We start from the raw sequence: 19,535 nt of genomic DNA, 5'->3' as shown, positions 1-19,535 counted from the left end.
CTCGATCAGAGGAGTCCGAGTTCCGCGGACTCGGTGTCGGTGAAGAGGCGGGAGCGGATCAGGAAGCGGACGCCTTCGGGGGCCTCCACCGAGAATCCGCTGCCGCGGCCTTTCACCACGTCGACAGTGAGTTGGGTGTGCTTCCAGTACTCGTACTGGTTCGCGGACATCCAGAAACCGATCGGCTTCTCGACGCCGTCGACCGCCAGATCACCGAGATGCACGTCCGCCGACCCCGTTTTGAATTCACCGTCCGGGTAGCACATCGGCGAGCTGCCGTCGCAGCAGCCACCGGACTGGTGAAACATCAGCGGACCGTGCATCCCGGTCAGGCGGCGCAACCACTCCGCCGCCTCGTCGGTGAGCAACACCTTCTCGACCATGCGATCAGAAGAACCCGAGCTTCGACGGGCTGTAGCTGACCAGCAGGTTCTTGGTCTGCTGGTAGTGGTCGAGCATCATCTTGTGGTTCTCCCGGCCGATACCGGAGTTCTTGTACCCGCCGAACGCCGCATGCGCCGGGTACGCGTGATAGTTGTTCGTCCACACCCGCCCGGCCTGGATCTCCCGCCCGGCGCGGTACGCGGTGTTGATGTCCCGCGACCAGACGCCCGCGCCCAGCCCGTACAGGGTGTCGTTGGCGATCTTCATCGCATCCGCGTAGTCGTCGAACTTGGTCACCGAGACGACCGGCCCGAAGATCTCCTCCTGGAAGATCCGCATCTTGTTGTCGCCCTCGAAGATGGTCGGCTGGATGTAGTACCCGCCGGCCAGGTCGCCGTCGAGCTCGGCGCGGGCGCCACCGGTGACCACCCGGGCGCCCTCTTCCTTGCCGATCCCGATGTAGGCGAGGATCTTCTCGTACTGGTCGTTGCTGGCCTGGGCGCCCATCATCGTGTCGGTGTCCAGCGGGTTGCCGAGCTTGATCGCCCGGGTCCGCTCGGTCGCGTCACCGAGGAACTGGTCGTAGATCGACGACTGGATCAGCGCGCGCGACGGGCACGTACACACCTCGCCCTGGTTCAGCGCGAACATCGCGAACCCCTCGAGCGCCTTGTCGTAGAAGTCGTCCCGCGACGACGCCACGTCGGCGAAGAACACGTTCGGGCTCTTGCCACCGAGCTCCAGCGTGACCGGGATGATGTTCTCGGACGCGTACTGCATGATCAGCCGCCCGGTCGTGGTCTCACCAGTGAACGCGACCTTGGCAACTCTGTTGCTGGAGGCAAGCGGTTTGCCGGCCTCGACGCCGAACCCGTTGACGATGTTCAGCACCCCCGGCGGCAGCAGGTCGTGGATCAGCTCCAGGAGCACGTGGATGGAGGCCGGCGTCTGCTCGGCCGGCTTCAGCACCACCGCGTTGCCGGCCGCGAGCGCGGGCGCCAGCTTCCAGGTCGCCATCAGGATCGGGAAGTTCCACGGGATGATCTGCGCGACCACGCCGAGCGGCTCGTGGAAGTGGTACGCGATCGTGTCGTCGTCGATCACCGACACCGAGCCCTCCTGGGCCCGCAGCGCACCGGCGAAGTAACGGAAGTGGTCGACCGCCAGCGGCAGGTCGGCGGCCAGCGTCTCCCGGACGGCCTTGCCGTTGTCCCAGCTCTCGGCGACCGCGAGCAGCTCGAGGTTCGCCTCGATCCGGTCGGCGATCTTGGTCAGGATGTTCGCGCGCTCAGCCGGCGACGTACGCCCCCAGGCCGGCGCGGCGCCGTGTGCGGCGTCCAGCGCGGCCTCGACGTCCTCGGCCGTACCGCGCGCGATCTCGGTGAAGGTCTGACCGGTGACCGGAGTCGGGTTCTCGAAGTACCCGCCCTTGACCGGCGGCACCCATTCGCCGCCGATGTAGTGCTCGTAGCGCGATTTGTACGTGACCGGGCTGCCATCCTGCCCCGGAGCTGCGAAGATCGTCATAGGTCCTCCTTGACACCATGTCGGCACAGCGACGATGGACCGAACCTAGGCGCGGGGACGTTGCACGGACGTTGCATGCGGGTACGCAGGCAGGGCCCGTGCACTGCGGAGTGAGGCTGGATGGACACAGCGGACCACGCTCGCCGGCTGAGCGAGCTGTACGAAGAGGTGCTCGGCGGCGGCCGCGTACCGGGCGTACCGCGCCCGCTCGTCGCCGCGTCTTGGGAGCGCTCCCTCGCCGCCGCCGTCGACCCCGAAGCGGATGCGGCGGCGGTCGTACTCGATCCCGAGGTGCTCGCCGCGCTCCGCGCGAATCACCCGCTCCAGGCCGTCCTGCCGGTGCTGCGGCAGACGTTGACGACGATCGCCGACGAGGCCTCACACATCATGATCATCACCGACGCGCAGGGGACGATCCTGTGGCGCGAAGGTTCCGCCGAGGTGAAGCGGCAGGCCGATCGGATCGCTCTGTCCGAGGGCGCGGTCTGGGCAGAGGACCAGATCGGCACCAACGGGATGGGTACGGCGCTCGCGGTCGGCCAGCCGGTACAGATCCATTCCGCCGAGCATCTTGTCCGCCGAATCCATGAATGGACCTGTGCAGCCGCGCCCGTACACGATCCGGACACCGGGAAACTCCTCGGTGCCGTCGACGTCTCGGGGCCGTTGCGGACCGTCCATCCCGCGATGGTCGCGCTCGTGACGGCCGCGGCTCAGCTCGCCGAAGGACAGCTGCGGGTCCGGATGGCGGCGGCCGACGAGATGCTGCGCGCTCGCAACATGCGGCATTTGATGGCGCTCGGCAATGCACCTGGCGCGTTGCTGACCCCCACCGGCCGCGTGCTCGCGGTGCAGCCGCTCGAATGGCTGCCCGATCGGCTCGTCGTACCGGACGGCGCGGAGCGGATCGACCTGGGTGACGGGCGTGAAGGTCTGGTCGAACGGTTGGACGAAGGGTTCCTGCTGCGGATGCCCGGCGCGCCGGTACGCCGGCTGCGTCCCACGTTGCGGCTGAAGCTGCTCGGGTCCGGTCAGCCGATCGCGGTGGTCGGTGGTCGCGAGATCGCGCTGACCTTGCGACGGGCTGAAGTGCTTGCACTGCTGCTGCTGCATCCCACTGGGCTGACCGCGGAGCAGTTGATGCTGCAGCTCTACGGCGACGAGGGCAATCCGACGACCGTACGGGCCGAGATGCACCGGCTGCGCAATCTGCTTGGCGGTGGGGTGCTCGACACGAAGCCGTACCGGATCATCGCCGATGTCACGGGCGATGTCACCGACGTACAAACAGCCATCCGCGAAGGCGAACTGCAGGCGGCGCTCGAGCTGTACACCGGGCCGCTGCTCGCACGCTCGGACGCACCCGCCCTGCGGGCCGAACGCGACGAGCTCGAAGCGACCGTCCGGCGCGCGGTCCTCGACGCCGAGGACCCCGATCTGCTCTGGCGTTTCGCCCAAACCCCGACCGGCGCCGAGGACCTGGAGATCTTCGAGCTCCTCGACGCCGGCCTCCCCACCACCGACCACCGCCGACCCGCCGTCACCGCCCGCCTCCACCGCCTGGACGACCACTCCTAAGCTCACCCCCGTGACAACCGCGCTGAGAGCCAGGCCCGGACTCACGAGCGGGTTACTCCCGGCCGACCAGGATCCACATGTAGTCGCGGTTCTTGGTGGGGAAGGTGGCGGTCTTTTTGCTCAGTTCCTTGGTGTTCTTGCAGTCGGTGGTCGTGTACTGCCAGCGCACCACCTGCACCCGCCACGACTGCTTGAGCTGATGCAGGCGGCGCACCTTCCCGGCCGGCACCTCGGCCGTGTACGACCAGCTGTCGGTGACCGAATGCGACTTGCCGACGGTCTTCCCGTACTTGTTCTGGATCTCCGCGATCACCAGCTGGATGCTCACGCCGAGATCCCCGGACCACGACGAGTTCGACTCCGAGGTCGCACTCTTCTGATAGGTGATCCGCCCCGGCCCTTCCATCCAGTCGCTGTAGAGGTTCGTCCCGACGTACACCTCATGCCCACCCTTGGCGTACCAGTAGATCGCTTTCGTGTCGCACTTCGCGGCGGCGGCCGGCGCCGCACTCACTCCGGCCGGCACGACCACACCGGTTGTCAGCAGTACTCCAGCGGCGATTCCCCGACGAAGACGCATGGCATTCTCCAATCGAAACAGATTCACCTAGACTGTGGTGGATTGGTAAGAAACCTACGAAGTGGACTAGGGTGGCCGCAATGGACCTTCTGTCTCGGAGTGTGTCGGTTTCATGTCGGGGAAAACTTCGGCGTGACGAGGCCGACACCGACATGACTGACGAGTAACCAACCAATAACATCGCTGGTATGCAGATCCTCGCCATCGTCGTCTCGCTCGCGGTGACCCTGGTCGCCGTCGCGTTGTTCGGCAAGACGATCGGGCACATCGTGTCCGTGATCAAGCTCGGGCAGCCGGCTGCCCGGACCGACGAGCCGGGCAAGCGGACCGTCACCCTGGTCAAGGAGTCCCTCGGCCACACCCGGATGCTGCAGTGGAGTCACATCGGGGTGATGCACTGGTTCGTCGCCTTCGGGTTCATCGGGCTGTTCCTCACCCTGGTGACGGCGTTCGGCCAGCTGTTCGACCCGCATTGGGCGCTGCCGATCATCGGGCACTGGTTCGTGTTCGAGTGGGTCAGCGAAGCCCTCACCTGGACCGGTCTGATCTCGATCGCCGGCCTGATCATCTACCGGCTGATGCACCTGCCGAAGGGCGACAAGCCGCGTTCATCCCGGTTCTACGGGTCGACGTCCTGGCAGGCGTACTACGTCGAGTACACGATCCTCGGCGTACTGATCTGCATCCTGCTGCTCCGCGGCCTCGAGTACCAACTGGGCGGGCAGGACAAGTTCCACTTCCCGATGACGTTCTTCCTCGGCAGCGGACTGTTCGGCGGGCTGAGCGAGCACGGTCTGGAGAACGCGGTCTACCTGGTCGCGATGATCAAGATCCTGATCTCGTTCGCCTGGATGATCACGATCTCGCTGAACGCGACCATGGGTGTCGCCTGGCACCGCTTCACCGCCTGGCCGAACATCTGGTTCAAGCGTGAGGCCGACGGCGGTACGGCCCTGGGCGCGCTGCAGCCGATCATGGTCAACGGCGCCCCGATCGACTTCGAGAACATCGACGAACTCGACGAGGACGCGGCGCTCGGGGTCGGCAAGGTCGAGGACTTCACCTGGAAGGGCCTGCTCGACTTCACCACCTGCACCGAGTGCGGCCGCTGCCAGTCGCAGTGCCCGGCCTGGAACACCGACAAGCCGCTGTCGCCGAAGCTGATCATGATGGGCCTGCGCGAACACGCGTACGCGAAGGCGCCGTACCTCCTGGCTGCCGATGACGACGAACGCAAGTCGCTCTCGCAGCTCGTACTCGACGAGCAGGAGAAGCCGCTGGTCGGCCCGGCCGACGTTGCGGTCATCGACGAGGACGCGCTCTGGGCATGTACGTCATGCGGCGCCTGCGTACAGCAGTGCCCGGTCGACATCGAGCACGTCGACGCGATCATGGACATGCGCCGGTACCAGGTACTGATCGAGTCGTCGTTCCCGTCCGAACTCAACGGACTGTTCAAGGGCCTGGAAAACAAGGGCAATCCGTGGAACATGAACCCGTCCGGCCGGATGGACTGGGCCAAGGACCTGCCGTTCGAGGTCAAGCAGGTCGGCACGGATGTGGAATCGCTCGACGAGGTCGACTACCTGTTCTGGGTCGGATGTGCCGGCGCGTTCGAGGATCGCGCCAAGAAGACCACGCAGGCGGTCGCGGAGCTGCTGAACATCGCGGGCGTCAGCTTCGCGGTCCTGGGTGACGGCGAGACGTGTACGGGCGACCCGGCGCGGCGGTCCGGCAACGAGTTCGTCTTCCAGCAACTGGCGATGCAGAACGCCGAGGTGTTCAAGGAAACAGGAGTCCGCAAGGTGGTTTCGACCTGCGCGCACTGCTTCAACACGCTGAAGAACGAGTACTCCCAGCTGGGCGTCGAGCTCGACGTCATCCACCACACCCAACTGCTGAACCGGCTGGTCCGCGACGGAAAGCTGACCCCGGTCGCGCCGGCTGACAGCTCGCTCAACGGGCAGAAGATCACGTACCACGACCCGTGCTACCTCGGTCGCCACAACCAGGTGTACGACGCCCCGCGCGAACTGCTCGACATCATCCCGGGCGCCGAGTACGCCGAAATGCCGCGCAATCAGACGAAGTCGTTCTGCTGTGGCGCGGGCGGCGCGCGGATGTGGATGGAGGAGAAACTCGGCACCCGGATCAACCTGAACCGGACCACCGAGGCGGTCGAGACGGGCGCCGACAAGATCGCCACCGGCTGCCCGTTCTGCCGGGTGATGCTGTCCGACGGCCTCACCGCCAAGCAGGCCGACGGTTCGGCCCGCGAATCGGTCGAGGTGCAGGATGTGGCTCAGCTCCTCCTGACCTCTGTAAAGCGCGCGGAAAGCTGAGCTGCAACTAACTGCAAAACCCTTCCTCCCTGGGCGGTCCAGACCATAAACTCCGACGGCTCTGCACCGCCCCGGGGAGGAAATCCACCATGAAACGTCGCGCCTTGCTGGCCCTCGTGGTCGCCGTACCGCTGGCCCTCGGCCTCGCCGCCTGCGATCCCGAACCCACCGGCTACCGGCCGTCCGTCCCGGCGGACCTGCCGACGCCGACCGTCGCCAAAGCCACGAAGTAGACCGAATCCGGCCATTTTCCCACCCCGGTGTGTGAACTTCTCGTAATCTCCCGTTACGGATGTGATCACCTCGAACTGATCGGGTGGGCCAATGCGGAGTACACGACGCAACTTCCTCACCGTCGGCGGAGCCGCGGCGGCGCTCGCGCTGGCCGGCAATCTGCCGGAGATCCGGGCCGCGGCGGCCGGCTGGACCGGGCGGCCGGACCGGCGCGACCCGTTCACACTCGGCGTCGCCTCCGGCGATCCGCTGCCGGACGCGGTGGTGATCTGGACCCGGTTGGCGCCTGATCCGCTCGCGCCGTTCGGCGGCATGGATCGCCGGCCGGTCGAAGTCCAGTGGCAGGTGGCCGAGGACGAGCAGTTTCGCCGGGTCGTACGGCATGGAACGGCGAAGGCTCAACCGGAGTCGAGCCATTCGGTGCATGTCGACGTCCGCGGGCTGCGGCCGTGGCGGCACTACTGGTACCGCTTCCGGGTGAACGGGCAGCTCAGCCCGGTCGGCCGGACCAAGACCGCGCCCGCGTACGACGCGCAGCTGTCCGAGCTCTCGCTGGCGTTCGCGTCCTGTCAGGCGTGGTGGGAGGGCTGGTACACCGCGTACGCGGACATGGCGAAGCGGGACCACGACGTGGTGTTCTTCCTCGGCGACTACATCTACGAGTTCGGCATCGACCGCGGCATCCGGCCGCATTCGAACGAGCCGTACATCACCCAGCAGACCGTCACGCTGGACGAGTACAGGCAGCGGTACGCGGCGTACAAGCTGGACCCGGATCTGCAGAACGCGCACGCCCGCGCGCCGTGGGTCGTCACGCTCGACGATCACGAGGTGGTCGACAACTGGGCCGACGAAGCGCATCCGAGTGCACCGCCGGCGCAGTTCCTGGTCCGGCGCGCGAACGCGTTCCGCGCGTACTGGGAGCACATGCCGCTGCGGCTCGCGCAGTTGCCGAAGGGGCCGGACATGCAGCTGTACCGGCGGATTCGGTACGGGCGGCTGGCCGAGTTCAGTGTCCTTGACACGCGGCAGTACCGCTCGGATCAGGCGTACGGCGATGGCACCAAGGCACCTGGTCCGGAAACGAAGGACCCTGCTCGTACTATCACCGGTGCCGCGCAGGAGAAGTGGCTGCTGGACGGCTGGGCGGCGTCCCAGACTCGGTGGAACGTGATGGCGCATCAGACCGCGATCGCTCGGCTGGACACGAAGGACGGTCCGGAAGTGCTTGTCCCGATGGACACCTGGGACGGGTACGAGGCGTCGCGCGATCGTGTTCTCGGTAGCGCGGCCCAGCGGAAGGTACGCAACCTGGTGTCGATCGCGGGCGATCTGCACCGCAGTGTCGCCTCGGATCTGAAGCTCGACTTCACCGATCCTTCGTCCGCGACCGTCGGCGCCGAGTTCGTGGGTACGTCGATCACGTCCGGGATCGACGGCCAGGACCTCGATGCGGGCGGTGCGACGCTGCTGCGGGAGAACCCGCACATGAAGTTCGGCAACTTCCAGCGCGGGTACGTGACCTGCACGATCACGCCGCAGCAGTGGATCTCCGACTATCGCGTGGTCGACAAGGTGTCCGTCCAGGGCGGCACCGTCCGTACCCGCGCCAAGCTCCTGGTCGAGGACGGCCGCCCCGGCATCTCGGAGGTCCAGCAATGAAGTTCCCCCGCCAAACCGTCGTCGCGGCCGGAACGTTGGTGGCCGCCGCCCTGCTCGGCTCCGGGTCGATGCCCAAGGCAACTTCCGATGTAGCGGTCAGCGTCGCGCCGGCACAGCTGAGCGTCGTTGGTCTGCCGTGCTTTCCGAGCACGTTGAACCTGACAATGACGAACACCGGAACCAAGGACCGGTACGCCGATCTGACCTTGTCGCCGAATGGACCCTTGATCTTGTCGCGGACGTTGTTCTCGTCCTGGCTGCCGGCGGTTGATCCGGATCAGCCGGTGTCGGCGCCGGTCGAGGTTAGGGTGCCACGCGACGCCAAGCCCGGCACGTACAAGATCGGGGTCGAGGTCGACCGCAGCCGGCTGACCGTCCCGGTGACCGTGCAGCCGCTGCCCTCCAAGGGCCCCGGCGACAACCTGATCCTCGGCGAACAGGCGACCGCGTCCTCGACACACGGCAACTTCACCCTGTGCGGCGCGGTCGACGGCGACAAGGACTCCGAGCACTGGGACACCCTCACCGGCTGGAACGACGGCACGCGCGCGGCGTTCCCCGACACGTACGACGTCGCGCTCGCAACACCGGCCACCATCGGCCGGGTCGAGCTGTACACGCTGGATTCCGCCAAGTACCCCGCGCGAGTGAACGGGCTCCGCGACTGGGACGTGCAGGTCAAACAGTCCGGCACCTGGCAGACGGTCGCCCAGGTCCGCGGCAACACCGTGGGGCACGTCACGTCGACGTTCGCCCCGGTTTCAGCAGAGGCTGTACGGGTCCTCTGCCTCGACGGGAACGACCACACGTACTCCCGGATCGTCGAGCTGGAGGCCTACGGAAGCTGACGATCTGAGGAGAAGATATGAAGAGGGTTTGGCGCGCACTGGTCGCGGTCCCACTGGTGGCAGCGGGCATCACCGTCGGGGTGACCACCAATGCCTCGGCCACGACCGGAAAGCCGAGTGGCGCACCGCCCTCCGGCGTCACCTGTGTCTCGGTCACCGGCGCGAAGGCCTGCTACCAGACCGGCACCGACAAGGTCTGGGTCAAGGACACCAAGGCCAACGGCCAATCCGCCGCCGGCACCATCAAGAACGCCCAAGGCGACCCCAAGTGGTACCGCGAATGCTTCAACACCCGCGGCGCGGCCGGCGGCTGGGTGATGTGCGACTTCGACGTCCCCAACTACCGCAAAGGCTGGCTCTGGGCCGTGAACAACCCCTTCATCGGCGCCCAGGACAGCACCCCCATCAACACCGGTCCGATCATCTGAATCAGCGGCGTACGCACGCTGACCGGTGCCCCGTTGAACGAATTGACCTTTGCGGGAACCTGCAAACACTGTGTCAGTGAACCTGCTGCACCGTGTTACGTTCCGCACTGATGAAGACCTGGCCCCGCCCCGCCGGCGCAGCACTGCTGGCCGTCACCTGCTACCTGTCGGCCAGCTGCTCAGCTGGCGGGGCCGCCGACCCGCCGAGCACCGCACCGACGGCCGGCCCGAGCCCGACGACGGCCGGCGCCGGGCCGGTTGAGCTCAAGGATCTCCCGCACGATCCACAGGTGATCTGGCGGGAGGACCTCAACTACGACCGCGCCGCCTCCAACCAGGACGTGACGCTTGCACCAGGCTCGTACGAGGTCCGCGCGGTCTGCTCCGCCCCGGCCGCACTGAAAATCTCAGCCGACGGCGGCGCACCCCAAGATCTCGCCTGCTCAACGTCGTACGCCCCCGGCCTCAAACTCTGCACCACCAAGCCCGGCCTGTTCCTCACCCTCCGCCGAACCTCGGACCCCCAGGTAGACCTCGTCTGGCAACTGGGCCGAACCTCCCCCACCAAGTGCCCCACCCCTCAGCCGACCGCCACGCCCACCGGCGCCGCCCGCGGCTGACCCGGCCCTCGGCCAGCCGTCAGCCGTCAGCCGTCAGCCGTCAGCCGTCAGCCGTCAGCCGTCAGCCGAGTGAGGCGAGCACGCTCATCAGGATGACCACGGCGGCGATCGCCCCGACGATGGCGAGGAGGGTGCCGAGGCCCTTTCGCTTCACCTTGCTGTGGCCGATGCTGCCGGACGTGAACTGGTGGAACGGCGACGCGTAGAACACCGGCACGGCCTGGTTCGGCTGCACCGTACAGTCGAGCGCCGCCCTGCCGTACGTGAGGATCCACTGCGAGTGGACGTCGATGTGCAGCGGTCCGGCAGGTACCGGAATGTCGTTCCGGCCGTACTTGACCGGCACCGGATAGCCGTTCAGGTGCACCGTCGGTGGAATCATGTTCGACGTCATCGCACTGCCCTGGACGGTCAGCAGCAGCATCCCCATCGGACCCTGCGGCTGATACTGCGGCGGCTGAAACTGCTGCGGCTGCGGCTGCGGCTGGGGCGGCTGGAACTGCGGCGGCTGATTGCTCATGCCGCCAAACCTTAAGGCGTCGCGGCGAACCCGAACACCCCAGACTCTCCATCGAGTGCTTGACCAACCATTCGACAGGCTTGCTGAGATTCGCCGTCAGGAACCACCGCGACCGCCCGGCCCGCGGCGGTCCGTACGCCCTGGGATTCGAGGCGTCTGCGGCCTGGAACTCGCCGGTCGCCCGTCACCAGTCGAACGCCCGCTTTCCGAACCGGACCGTTGCGCCTTCAACGCGTCCGCGACAAGCAACTCCATCGACCAGTTCGCTTCCAGCGCCGGGGTGATCTTGGCGTACCATCGGTCAATCGCATCCCGGTCAGCCTGAGCTCTGGTGGTTGACTTCGCTTCCTCACACAGCCGCTTCGCGCCATCCGGCGAGATGTGGCGCAACCCTGAGGCAAAGACTCCCGTCAGGTTGCGCCCAGGCCCAGGGCGAAGCTGCTCGGTCAGCGCTTTGCCCGCCGGATCGTCATCGCGGTAGTGGACGGCGTGACCGTCCCCGGTAATGACCCAGCGGCGCGCCACCCGCGAGTCGTCGACGGTGAGCTTCGCAACGTACGCGACCTCACCTTGACGATCGAAAGCGGCCCGCGCCCGCACATTGATGCCGCCTGGCCCGCGCCCGGTGTCCTCCGACTCAGCCGCCATCCAGCGATCCTATGCGCCTGAAGTGATCACGGGCCTGCGATCCGTACCGCTAATCGGCTTTCACGCGTCTGGTGTCGTAGGCCCACATCGCGATCTCGACGCGGTTGCGGACGCCGAGTTTGGCCATCAACGAGGCGACATGGGTCTTGACCGTGCTCAGGCCGACGAAGAGCTCGGTGGCGATCTCGGCGTTGGTACGGCCCCGGGCCACCAGTGCGAGCACCTCCTCCTCGCGGTCGGTGAGCGGGTCGACGGGCTGGACCGGTACCACCGGCGCCTGGTCTGCGAAGGTCGCCAGCAGCCGGCGGGTCACGTTGGGGGCGATCAGCGCGTCCCCATTGGCCGCCGCATGGATGGCCTGTACGAGCAGCGCCGGCCCGGCGTCCTTGAGCAGGAAGCCGCGGGCGCCGGCGCGGAGGGCACCGAGGACGTACTCATCGAGGTCGAAGGTGGTGATCACGACGACCGCCATCGGGTCGGCAACGCCCTCCCCGGCCAGGCGCCGGGTCACTTCGATACCGTCGAGCCCGGGCATCCGGATGTCGACGAGCAGAACATCGGGACGCAGCCGGGTCGCCAGGTCGAGCGCGTCGATCCCGTCGGCCGCCTCCCCCACGACCTCGAGGCCGGGTTGGGCGCGGAGGATCATGACGAGCCCGGTCCGTACCAGGTCCTGGTCATCGGCTACGACGACACGGATACTCACGCTCACGCCTCCACCGGTAGCACGGCCTCGACCACCCAGCCACCCTCGGGCCCCGGCCCCGCGCAGAACGATCCGCCGAGGAGTTGGGCGCGTTCGGCCATGCCCTGCAGGCCGAACCCAGGCTCCGGAGCCGGCCCCGGCCCGGTCTGTCCGTCGTCGCTGACACGCAGTCTGACAGCGTCGCCCTCGCGGCGTACGTCGATCCGGACGCGGGTCGCGCCCCGAGCATGCCGTACGGCGTTGGTCAGCGACTCCTGCGCGAGCCGGTAGAGCGCGGTGTCCACGGGTAGCGCCAGCCGGCTCAACGAACCGTACAGCGCGACCTCGACGGTGGGTGTCACGCCGGCGCGCGCCAGAGCAGGCAGGTCCGCAACACCCCGCTGCGGTGAGTACGCGACGGCTTCCTCCTCACGCAGCACGCGCACCATGGATCTCATCTCCGCCAGGGTTCGGGACGCTTCAGACTCGATCGCGGCCAGGACCTCGGCAGCCTTCTCAGGCTGAAGGCCTGCGACCACGCCACCGGCCTGCGCCTGCACCGCGATGGCCGAGACATGGTGGGCCACGGTGTCGTGCAGCTCGCGAGCCAGCGCCACCCGCTCCCGATTGCGGATCTCGCGCTGCTGGCGATGCCAGAGGTCCGCGCGATAGCGGAACACCGCCGCGAGGGCAACGAACAACAGCAAGAGGACGCTGCCGCCGAAAGCATCGGCCCGGCCCGCGGAGGAGGCGTAGATCCCCAGCGCGACGACGACTGCCACGAACGCCGTCCCCAAGACCATCTCCCGTCCCGAGCCCCACCGCACCAGGGAATAGAGCAGGATCAGGACGGCCATCATGGAGTAGAGGCCGAGGTCCCCGGCATGCGCGGTCAGCTGGAAGACCGAGAGCAGCCCGGCGACGCTCCACCCGGCCAGGGCGGTCATCAGGGGGTGGCCCCGCCGCCAGAGCAGGGCAGGCACCAACGCCAGGGCGAGCACCGTCACAAGTGGTCGCCACGCCAAGCCCGGCCGAACGATCCCCTCGACCAAGACGGCGGCCGCGAAAACGCCCACCAGCAACCAGTCGAACCGACCGATGGGTGGGGCGTCAGCAGGCCGAGGCTCGTACCAGAGGGAGCGCCGGCCAGTGTCCACCGCTCCAGCGTAGGGGTCGGTGACCCTCGGCGTACCAACCGAAAGAACTAGAGCGAGACCGTGCTATCGGCCAGGCGACCTCCGGCCTCCGGGCCGATGCGGCCGCCGCGGGGCCCAGCGATCGTGGACGCACCGATCCTCACCAGACACGGAGCCCAGGATGAGCACACGTCAACCCACCACCCAACTGGACGACCCGCCGGTCCCGGTGAGAGCCAAGCTCGCCGCGGCGTGGACAAGCTTCATGTTCCTGTACGCGTACGTGGACATTCTCAACTTCTTCACGCCCGGCGTCGTCAAAGACATCCTCGACGGCAAGGTCTTCGAGTTCGCCCTCTCCCAGACCTTTTCGGCCACGGCACTGACCCTGATGGCCGTCCCGATCCTCATGATCGCCCTGTCGACGACGCTGCCCGCCCGCGCGAGCCGCCTCGCAAACCTCATCGTGGCCGCGCTGTACATCCCCGTCACCGCATTCAACGCCCTGGGCGAATCCTGGCTGCTCTTCTACGGCCTCGGCATCGCCCTGGAACTGATCCTCCTGGCCACCATCCTCCACCACGCCTGGACCTGGCCCCACACCACACCACCGGCGCCCATCACCACCAGCCCGAACCACGAAACCGCCCGCCCCCAGCACCAAGCCTGAATCTACCCAACCGCTGATCCTGAGTTGCTCCAGGCAACGACTCATCCAACAGTCCAACCACCTCGACACCGAGCGAAGCCTCCGCAGCCAACGCCCTGCCTCAAGTCAACCGTTTGATGCAAACCAAATCCACCCGCTACAGCAGGTGGCCGGGCGGTAACTGGCCCCGCCGGCACCCCCGGCATCCTGGTCGGCCAATGGCGAGTTGATGGCACGGTCGCTCGGTCGATGCCCGAACAAACGGAAGCCCAGGTTGGGGAGCTACAGCTCCGGCCTGGGCTTTGTTATGTCTTGACGAATGGAGCGGGTGACGAGAATCGAACTCGCACTGTCAGCTTGGGAATCACTCCACACCCCCGCGTCAACGCTCACCCCCGCCCGGCCCAACCGTCCCCCACCGGCCTGCACTACCCCCACCAGGCCCCCCGTAATGGCACGCCAATGGCACGAGTAGCAGCGCCCAACGACGTAGTGGGCTAGCGTCTGTCCCATGCGCTTGTACCACCGGACCGACGAGGCGGGGAAGGCTGGCATTGAATTCGAAGGCTTCGCGGTGACAGCCACCGACAAGCAGTCGGTTGGCCATTCGTGGTTTGCCGGGACGAAGGAGTCGCCAACCGCCCGTGGCGCAGGATGGTGGGTCATTGTCGAGCTACCCGATGATGTCGCTGAAAGCCACAGGCACGACCAGTTCAGCTACAGACTCCCGTTCGACCTCGTGAACCAGTACGCACCGTTCACCTACGAGGCGTTCGAACCATCGTGAGCGGAACCCTGGCCCGTAGCTAGAGTCACTGCGGCTGCTGGGTTGAGCACAGTGATTCCCACCTCGGATTGAAGCGCCGCCTGCTTCGTCAGCATGTCGTGATCGTTGGTGACGAATGCGTCATTTCCAGCCATGTGGTGCGCGGACAAATGCTGGACATCATGCATCCGTCTCCCGGCCGGCATCTTGCCCGCAGCGAGCAATTCGGGCAGCACGATCGCTCTGATCTTCTCGTCCGCACTCTTCATGCTGTCGGGTGAGATGACGTCGTGGCCGCCGATCGGCGACAGACCAATGCGGAACGGTCCGGGCAGGGTTCCAATGCAGGGACGTTCAGCGAGCCACGCGAGATTCACAGCATGCTTGTCAGCGGGCGCAGTCGACTGGTCGTACGCGTAGGCCGTGGTTAGCCACAACTCGATCTTCCCGGCCTGAGCCAGGTCAACGAGTTGGTCGATCTCCGCTCGGTGTGTCAGGTCCTGTGCCGCGACGATGACGCAGTAGGTATCGAGAGTGAGTCGAAGCATGGACCAATGGAATCGCGACCTCCTTGTTCTCGCAAAGCCTGGCAGCCGACCGCCACACCTGCCCCGTCCTCCTGATAGCTGCCAATCCAGGTCAGCGCGGTGCGGGTCAAGAGTCGGCTTGCCGATCCCGTAGGGACGCCGTAGGCGCTCTTGATGCGTGGCGTGCTGGCCGTACGATCGAGCGACCAGGGGGACGGGGCCGAACCGCCGGCCTTAGCCGGACAACCGCATCGGGCCTGTGGGCGGGGTGAGCGGTTGGGGATCGGCGTTGCGCAGATGGTGCGCGCGGTGAAGGGCGTCGGCCGGAGGTCGTAAGCCCGGGCCGCGCTGCGCGCCGCTTGCGGCGCGCCTTGATACTTAAGAGGTCAATCCGGCAGACGGGGCGCTGAGGTGGCCGGTACGGGTTGGCCGCGCGGGTGCAGCCCCCCCACATGGCTGATGGCTCGGGTGGTGGTGCAGCCAAGGCGATGACTGCGGCAAGTGGGCCTCCCGGGGTGCTACTTGGCCCAGCCGGTGCCGTTGCAGGCGGTGCAGGGTTCGTGTTCGGGCTCGGTTACTACCTTGCCGTTTTTGATGCGGGTTTTCTGGACGACCTTCCACGACGTGCCGTTGCAGGCGGGGCAGGGCTGTCGCGATGGCCGGGTGGGTTTCGGCATCGCTGGTCCGTTCGGGTGGGCCTGGTCGTGACCGCGCCCCTGGCTCGGGAGGAGTTGAGGAGGGTGACCGAGGCAGGGGCGCGGAGTGGAAGGCAGGGCTGACGCGGACACAGGGATCGGCACGCCAACCCCGCCGCTCAGGTGGTGCCGGTGGGGATGACCCGCCCGGCCGTGAGGAGCTGGAGGTGGTCTTTGACCTCTATCGGGTGACCGATGCCAGCGAAGTGGTGGAGACTCGGGACCAGAACAGTCGTGATGTCCTCGGTTGTCAGTCGCGTGACCATCGAGTTGAAGGCACTGCGGCCGGAGGCGCGGTCTTCGACATGGATCGAGTCGAGGTCGTAGCACCATTCGTCCGCGAAGCGCTCCATGCTCTCGCGCACCCTGGCCACCTCGGACTCGGTGATGAACAGGTTCGCATTCACGTACGCGACCGCCGGCGCCTTGCCGCTCACTGCTCAACTCCAGCGGGCTCGCTCGTCACCCGCAGCCGCGTGCACTGGCGCTGGATCGCCGCCTCGAAGCGGGCCGCGGCTGCCGGTTCGGAGACGTGATCGATGATCTTGTGCTCACCGAGCCAGACACAGACCCGGCGCAACGGCAGCTCCGTGACCGGCGTGCTCATAAGGCGTTCCCGCGAGTCCGGCGCAGCAGCCCGAAAAGGACACCGTCCAAGGCGGCACCAGCAAGTACGAGGAACCAGAACGCCGTAACCATGATCAACACCCATTGTCGTTGAGGACGAAGCAAGCGCTTCGGTAGCGGTATCGATGCGCTACGTGATCAATCGTGTCCGCGGGTGAAGACAGCAACTTTCACAGCTTGTGAAAGCGCGGACGGCTCGTCAGAGACCGATCCAGGCGGCGTACCGGGTAAGGGACTCGGACGGATGCCGCGACGTGGACAGCAGATCCACCACCACGCCACGTACGTGCGGATGCCGGCGTGCTTGCCCGGGAGCAACCTGACGGGCCGCGTACAGATGCCGCACCGCATGATCAGGAAGATTCAGTCGCTGGTACGCGCGGGCAAGGTCGAAGTGGTGATGACCGATCCGCGTCGGCAGCCACCCGCGAGGGAACTGGATGAACTCACCCAGGTGAATGGCGTGCGAGTAGTCGCCCAGTTCAATCATCGTGATGACCCGGTGCGCGGCGACATTGGTCGGACCGAACCCGAACCAGAACGTCTCCAGATCCTCACCAGTACGAGCCGCGAAGCGCTCGGCCTCGTCAAGGTAGTCGCGAACCGTTGACGCATCCCCCGACCGTGCAGCCAGCACAGCGGCGCCCAGGAAGAGCTGACCAGACGCGATCAACGCCCCCGGTGTTCGCGTGTCCGTCCCCTCAAGGTGAGCCCGGCCGGCAGCGTTCAAGTTCCAGCACGTCTCATAGTCGCGCTTCCGCAAGTACGCCGTCACACGCAAGTACTCACGCGCAGCCCGCAAACCGGGCGCCCGATCCCCCGCCTGCCCGGCGGCCCAATCCATCCGGTTCAGCGCAGTCAAGGACAGATCCGGATAACCCGCCGCGATCCCCACCGTGTGCGCACACCGGTACGCCTCCGCGAGCAGACCCCACGCGTCAGCACGATCGGTACCCGTCCACGTGTTCGCCGCCGTATGCAGCTCGGCGTACAGACCCGGGAGCACCGGAACCATCGACTCGTACCGCGCCGCCTGGCCCACGATATTGGCACCGCGCACGGCTTCCCGCAGCACATGCAGCGGCCGGGGCGTGATCGACTCGTCAGGTTCCAAGTCGTACAGGTCGAGCTGAGTGCGTACGCGACTCAGCATCTTGCCCAACCGCTGATCCTGTGTTGCTTCAGGCAACGAATCGTCCAGCAACACAGCGACCTCGACACCGAGCGCCCGCGCGCAAGCCGCGAGAAATCCTTCCGTTGCCGGCCGACTGCCACTCTCAACCTTCGTCAGCAGGCTGTACGACACGTTCGCCAGCGTTGCGAGACCGTGTTGGGTCAGCTTCCGATGCTTACGAAGCAGAGCGATCCTCGCCCCAACGTCATCCACGTGGCCCATCGCCTCGTCCTACTTGTCAGACTCTTCGTCCAGCATCGCCAACAGATGCCGCTGCGCCGCATACCTGCACGATTCTTCCTCCGACGAGTATGGAACCAGTGTGACTCATTTGACCTGCCGATGCGCCAGGATGCGCGGCGCTAGACTGCCGCGGGCACCTCGGCAACTCGCTCAAATATCGCAGCAAGATCGAGCGTACGGACGTGCTTGAAGCTGTTGTGAGGTAGTAGTTACGGAGTCACACGTCGATGCGCGGCCAATGGAGGCCGAGGCGGCCCGTTCGTCGGGAGCCCAGAGGCGCGGGTCCGAGAAAGTGTCGGCATCCTCTTGTGCCAGGTACGCCCGGATGTCGCCGAGTTCGTAGCTGACCAGGTGCTGTCGCTGACGACGGTGGTCGGCGTACCCGAACCGAGCTGAAGGTGCAGGCCCATCCCTCAAGACCAACCTGTGCCGCATCCCTGGAGCGGACAAAGGAGTGGGCGCCGGAGTACTCGCATCCAACGGCGTACTCAAGTCAACCGTTTGATGCAAACCATACTTGCTCGCTACAGCCGGTGGCCGGGTGGTCACTGGCCACGATGGCGGCCCCCGGACGGGCAGATCAAGCGGAGGACTATGCCCGAGCAAACGGAAGCCCAGGTTGGGGAGCTACAGCTCCGGCCTGGGCTTTGTTATGTCTTGACGAATGGAGCGGGTGACGAGAATCGAACTCGCACTGTCAGCTTGGGAAGCTGATGTTCTGCCATTGAACTACACCCGCGTGCTGCCGTGGTGCTGGCAGCGGTGACGAGCATAGCGGATCGGGGGGCCGGGCGGCACGTCGGGTCCGCGCGGCGGGACGGATTGGGGTGGATTGTTGCCGCGTCAGGGGCTCGATGGTGGCCGGGTGCATCGAAAACGGGGTGCGGGCGGTTTGCGCGGGGGGTTCTTGGGCAGTTTTTCACAAAGGGCGCGTTCAGGGCTGGGCAGGTTGGTCATCTTCTGGCAGATTAGAACGCGTTGCCGGGGGCAACATTTGACGCAACGTGAGGATGATGCGGTCCTCGCACGGACCGGACAAGATGGTTGCGGGGCAACTGGATGAAGGGGTGAACGGTGGCAACTGACACTACTGACGCGGTGGACAACCTGGAGAAGGAGCTCGTCACGTTGGCGCGGCGGCTGCGTGGTCTGCAGCGGACGCTGTCCGACGAGGCACACCCGGACCTGGAGCCGGCGCAGTACGCGTTGCTGAACCATGTCGAGGAGCTGGCGCCGGTGCGGATGGCCGACCTGGTGGCAGCGCTCGAGGTGGACAAGGGCCCGGTCAGCCGGGCCTGCGCGCGGCTGGAGGAGGAGGGCCTGCTGAAGCGGGCGGCCGACAAGTCGGACGCGCGCGCGACCCTGCTGACCCTGACCGCGGCCGGCAAGCGGAAGCTGACGGCGGCCCGGAAGAAGCGCCACAAGGTGATCGAGGACCTGCTCAAGGACTGGTCGCCGACGCAGGTGAAGACCTTCGCCACCCAGGTGTCGAAGTTCAACAAGCTGGCCGACTGACCTGACCGGCCAAGTGGTTGCCTCAGGGTAGTTGCCTCAGGCCCATGGTCTGGTGCGCCGGTCCCGCCGGAGAGCTGAGGGCTCCGGATGACTCGCCACCAGCACCGGGCAATGTCAGAGGTGAACCTCGGCGTTTGCCCCTTCGCC

21 protein-coding genes and 1 tRNA gene are annotated in these 19,535 nt (G+C 66.5%); 10 read left to right on the top strand and 12 right to left on the bottom strand.

The window, feature by feature from the left end:
• Positions 1–5 precede the first annotated feature (5 nt).
• The gene (locus tag ABD260_RS00545; protein WP_344231274.1) at positions 6–383 is read right to left on the bottom strand and encodes a DUF779 domain-containing protein; all 378 of its coding nucleotides are present in this window, start codon (positions 381–383) and stop codon (positions 6–8) included.
• Positions 384–387: 4 nt separating this feature from the next.
• Positions 388–1,911, bottom strand: coding sequence for an aldehyde dehydrogenase (adh, locus tag ABD260_RS00540; RefSeq protein WP_344231273.1), 1,524 nt, complete (start codon positions 1,909–1,911; stop codon positions 388–390).
• A 120-nt stretch (positions 1,912–2,031) separates the two neighbouring features.
• On the opposite strand from adh, the gene ABD260_RS00535 reads away from it, so the two are divergent.
• Positions 2,032–3,489, top strand: coding sequence for a GAF domain-containing protein (locus tag ABD260_RS00535; protein WP_344231272.1), 1,458 nt, complete (start codon positions 2,032–2,034; stop codon positions 3,487–3,489).
• A 52-nt stretch (positions 3,490–3,541) separates the two neighbouring features.
• Here the strand turns inward: ABD260_RS00535 and ABD260_RS00530 are convergent, their stop codons facing one another.
• Positions 3,542–4,069, bottom strand: coding sequence for a hypothetical protein (locus ABD260_RS00530; RefSeq protein WP_344231271.1), 528 nt, complete (start codon positions 4,067–4,069; stop codon positions 3,542–3,544).
• Positions 4,070–4,257: 188 nt separating this feature from the next.
• Here ABD260_RS00530 and ABD260_RS00525 point away from each other — a divergent pair, with 188 nt between their 5' ends.
• From ABD260_RS00525 to ABD260_RS00500, 6 genes are all read left to right on the top strand, one after another.
• The gene (locus ABD260_RS00525) at positions 4,258–6,411 is read left to right on the top strand and encodes a (Fe-S)-binding protein (protein ID WP_344231270.1); all 2,154 of its coding nucleotides are present in this window, start codon (positions 4,258–4,260) and stop codon (positions 6,409–6,411) included.
• 89 nt (positions 6,412–6,500) lie between these two features.
• Positions 6,501–6,644: a hypothetical protein gene (locus ABD260_RS00520; protein WP_344231269.1), complete on the top strand. Its 144-nt coding sequence runs from the start codon at positions 6,501–6,503 to the stop codon at positions 6,642–6,644.
• Positions 6,645–6,735: 91 nt separating this feature from the next.
• Positions 6,736–8,307 carry an alkaline phosphatase D family protein gene (locus ABD260_RS00515; RefSeq protein ID WP_344231268.1) on the top strand — a complete coding sequence of 524 codons (1,572 nt, stop codon included), beginning with the start codon at positions 6,736–6,738 and terminating at the stop codon, positions 8,305–8,307.
• Positions 8,304–9,155 (top strand): galactose-binding domain-containing protein, encoded by an 852-nt coding sequence (locus ABD260_RS00510; protein WP_344231267.1) that lies wholly within the window; start codon positions 8,304–8,306, stop codon positions 9,153–9,155. Before ABD260_RS00515 ends, ABD260_RS00510 begins: the two co-directional genes overlap by 4 nt.
• A gap of 17 nt (positions 9,156–9,172) precedes the next feature.
• Positions 9,173–9,583 (top strand): hypothetical protein, encoded by a 411-nt coding sequence (locus tag ABD260_RS00505; RefSeq protein ID WP_344231266.1) that lies wholly within the window; start codon positions 9,173–9,175, stop codon positions 9,581–9,583.
• A gap of 110 nt (positions 9,584–9,693) precedes the next feature.
• Positions 9,694–10,203 carry a hypothetical protein gene (locus ABD260_RS00500; RefSeq protein WP_344231265.1) on the top strand — a complete coding sequence of 170 codons (510 nt, stop codon included), beginning with the start codon at positions 9,694–9,696 and terminating at the stop codon, positions 10,201–10,203.
• 61 nt (positions 10,204–10,264) lie between these two features.
• On the opposite strand, the gene ABD260_RS00495 is transcribed toward ABD260_RS00500, so the two are convergent.
• The 4 genes from ABD260_RS00495 to ABD260_RS00480 all read right to left on the bottom strand — a co-directional run bounded on the left by ABD260_RS00495 (position 10,265) and on the right by ABD260_RS00480 (position 13,213).
• Positions 10,265–10,723, bottom strand: a complete 459-nt coding sequence (locus ABD260_RS00495; RefSeq protein ID WP_344231264.1) for a hypothetical protein — start codon at positions 10,721–10,723, stop codon at positions 10,265–10,267.
• A 96-nt stretch (positions 10,724–10,819) separates the two neighbouring features.
• Complete coding sequence (locus tag ABD260_RS00490; protein ID WP_344231263.1) at positions 10,820–11,371, bottom strand: hypothetical protein; 552 nt, start codon at positions 11,369–11,371, stop codon at positions 10,820–10,822.
• A 49-nt stretch (positions 11,372–11,420) separates the two neighbouring features.
• Complete coding sequence (locus ABD260_RS00485; protein ID WP_344231262.1) at positions 11,421–12,077, bottom strand: response regulator; 657 nt, start codon at positions 12,075–12,077, stop codon at positions 11,421–11,423.
• A gap of 2 nt (positions 12,078–12,079) precedes the next feature.
• Positions 12,080–13,213, bottom strand: coding sequence for a sensor histidine kinase (locus tag ABD260_RS00480; RefSeq protein WP_344231261.1), 1,134 nt, complete (start codon positions 13,211–13,213; stop codon positions 12,080–12,082).
• Positions 13,214–13,373: 160 nt separating this feature from the next.
• Here ABD260_RS00480 and ABD260_RS00475 point away from each other — a divergent pair, with 160 nt between their 5' ends.
• Both ABD260_RS00475 and ABD260_RS00470 read left to right on the top strand, forming a co-directional pair.
• The gene (locus tag ABD260_RS00475) at positions 13,374–13,862 is read left to right on the top strand and encodes a DUF6326 family protein (protein ID WP_344231260.1); all 489 of its coding nucleotides are present in this window, start codon (positions 13,374–13,376) and stop codon (positions 13,860–13,862) included.
• A 490-nt stretch (positions 13,863–14,352) separates the two neighbouring features.
• Positions 14,353–14,628, top strand: a complete 276-nt coding sequence (locus ABD260_RS00470) for a hypothetical protein (RefSeq protein WP_344231259.1) — start codon at positions 14,353–14,355, stop codon at positions 14,626–14,628.
• Here the strand turns inward: ABD260_RS00470 and ABD260_RS00465 are convergent.
• From ABD260_RS00465 to ABD260_RS00445, 5 genes are all read right to left on the bottom strand, one after another.
• The gene (locus ABD260_RS00465) at positions 14,604–15,155 is read right to left on the bottom strand and encodes a hypothetical protein (RefSeq protein ID WP_344231258.1); all 552 of its coding nucleotides are present in this window, start codon (positions 15,153–15,155) and stop codon (positions 14,604–14,606) included. The two genes, ABD260_RS00470 and ABD260_RS00465, sit on opposite strands and share 25 nt — an antisense overlap.
• 793 nt (positions 15,156–15,948) lie before the next feature.
• Entirely contained in the window at positions 15,949–16,266 is a 318-nt protein-coding gene (locus tag ABD260_RS00460; protein ID WP_344231257.1) for a hypothetical protein, read from the bottom strand.
• The gene (locus ABD260_RS00455; RefSeq protein WP_344231256.1) at positions 16,263–16,436 is read right to left on the bottom strand and encodes a hypothetical protein; all 174 of its coding nucleotides are present in this window, start codon (positions 16,434–16,436) and stop codon (positions 16,263–16,265) included. The genes ABD260_RS00460 and ABD260_RS00455 overlap by 4 nt, the downstream gene beginning before the upstream one ends.
• Positions 16,437–16,655: 219 nt before the next feature.
• On the bottom strand, positions 16,656–17,852 hold the full coding sequence (locus ABD260_RS00450) for a helix-turn-helix domain-containing protein (RefSeq protein ID WP_344231255.1): 1,197 nt from the start codon (positions 17,850–17,852) through the stop codon (positions 16,656–16,658).
• Positions 17,853–18,538: 686 nt separating this feature from the next.
• A tRNA-Gly gene (locus ABD260_RS00445) sits at positions 18,539–18,612 on the bottom strand.
• 335 nt (positions 18,613–18,947) lie between these two features.
• Here ABD260_RS00445 and ABD260_RS00440 point away from each other — a divergent pair.
• Complete coding sequence (locus ABD260_RS00440; RefSeq protein WP_184839283.1) at positions 18,948–19,388, top strand: MarR family winged helix-turn-helix transcriptional regulator; 441 nt, start codon at positions 18,948–18,950, stop codon at positions 19,386–19,388.
• Positions 19,389–19,535: the final 147 nt, after the last annotated feature.

This window comes from Kribbella hippodromi, from assembly GCF_039531045.1.
Classification (GTDB): Bacteria; Actinomycetota; Actinomycetes; order Propionibacteriales; family Kribbellaceae; genus Kribbella; species Kribbella hippodromi.
The sequence above is the reverse complement of the archived record's forward strand: the minus strand, read 5'-3'. Positions and strand labels throughout refer to the sequence as shown.

Coding starts and splice junctions, on each gene's coding strand:
- ABD260_RS00500 (WP_344231265.1), top strand. CDS start 9,694: ATGAAGACCTGGCCCCGCCCCGCCGGCGCAGCACTGCTGGCCGTCACC.
- ABD260_RS00450 (WP_344231255.1), bottom strand. CDS start 17,852: ATGGGCCACGTGGATGACGTTGGGGCGAGGATCGCTCTGCTTCGTAAG.
- ABD260_RS00470 (WP_344231259.1), top strand. CDS start 14,353: ATGCGCTTGTACCACCGGACCGACGAGGCGGGGAAGGCTGGCATTGAA.
- ABD260_RS00455 (WP_344231256.1), bottom strand. CDS start 16,436: ATGAGCACGCCGGTCACGGAGCTGCCGTTGCGCCGGGTCTGTGTCTGG.
- ABD260_RS00465 (WP_344231258.1), bottom strand. CDS start 15,155: ATGCTTCGACTCACTCTCGATACCTACTGCGTCATCGTCGCGGCACAG.
- ABD260_RS00525 (WP_344231270.1), top strand. CDS start 4,258: ATGCAGATCCTCGCCATCGTCGTCTCGCTCGCGGTGACCCTGGTCGCC.
- ABD260_RS00475 (WP_344231260.1), top strand. CDS start 13,374: ATGAGCACACGTCAACCCACCACCCAACTGGACGACCCGCCGGTCCCG.
- ABD260_RS00530 (WP_344231271.1), bottom strand. CDS start 4,069: ATGCGTCTTCGTCGGGGAATCGCCGCTGGAGTACTGCTGACAACCGGT.
- ABD260_RS00535 (WP_344231272.1), top strand. CDS start 2,032: ATGGACACAGCGGACCACGCTCGCCGGCTGAGCGAGCTGTACGAAGAG.
- ABD260_RS00520 (WP_344231269.1), top strand. CDS start 6,501: ATGAAACGTCGCGCCTTGCTGGCCCTCGTGGTCGCCGTACCGCTGGCC.
- ABD260_RS00515 (WP_344231268.1), top strand. CDS start 6,736: ATGCGGAGTACACGACGCAACTTCCTCACCGTCGGCGGAGCCGCGGCG.
- adh (WP_344231273.1), bottom strand. CDS start 1,911: ATGACGATCTTCGCAGCTCCGGGGCAGGATGGCAGCCCGGTCACGTAC.
- ABD260_RS00495 (WP_344231264.1), bottom strand. CDS start 10,723: ATGAGCAATCAGCCGCCGCAGTTCCAGCCGCCCCAGCCGCAGCCGCAG.
- ABD260_RS00490 (WP_344231263.1), bottom strand. CDS start 11,371: ATGGCGGCTGAGTCGGAGGACACCGGGCGCGGGCCAGGCGGCATCAAT.
- ABD260_RS00505 (WP_344231266.1), top strand. CDS start 9,173: ATGAAGAGGGTTTGGCGCGCACTGGTCGCGGTCCCACTGGTGGCAGCG.
- ABD260_RS00510 (WP_344231267.1), top strand. CDS start 8,304: ATGAAGTTCCCCCGCCAAACCGTCGTCGCGGCCGGAACGTTGGTGGCC.
- ABD260_RS00545 (WP_344231274.1), bottom strand. CDS start 383: ATGGTCGAGAAGGTGTTGCTCACCGACGAGGCGGCGGAGTGGTTGCGC.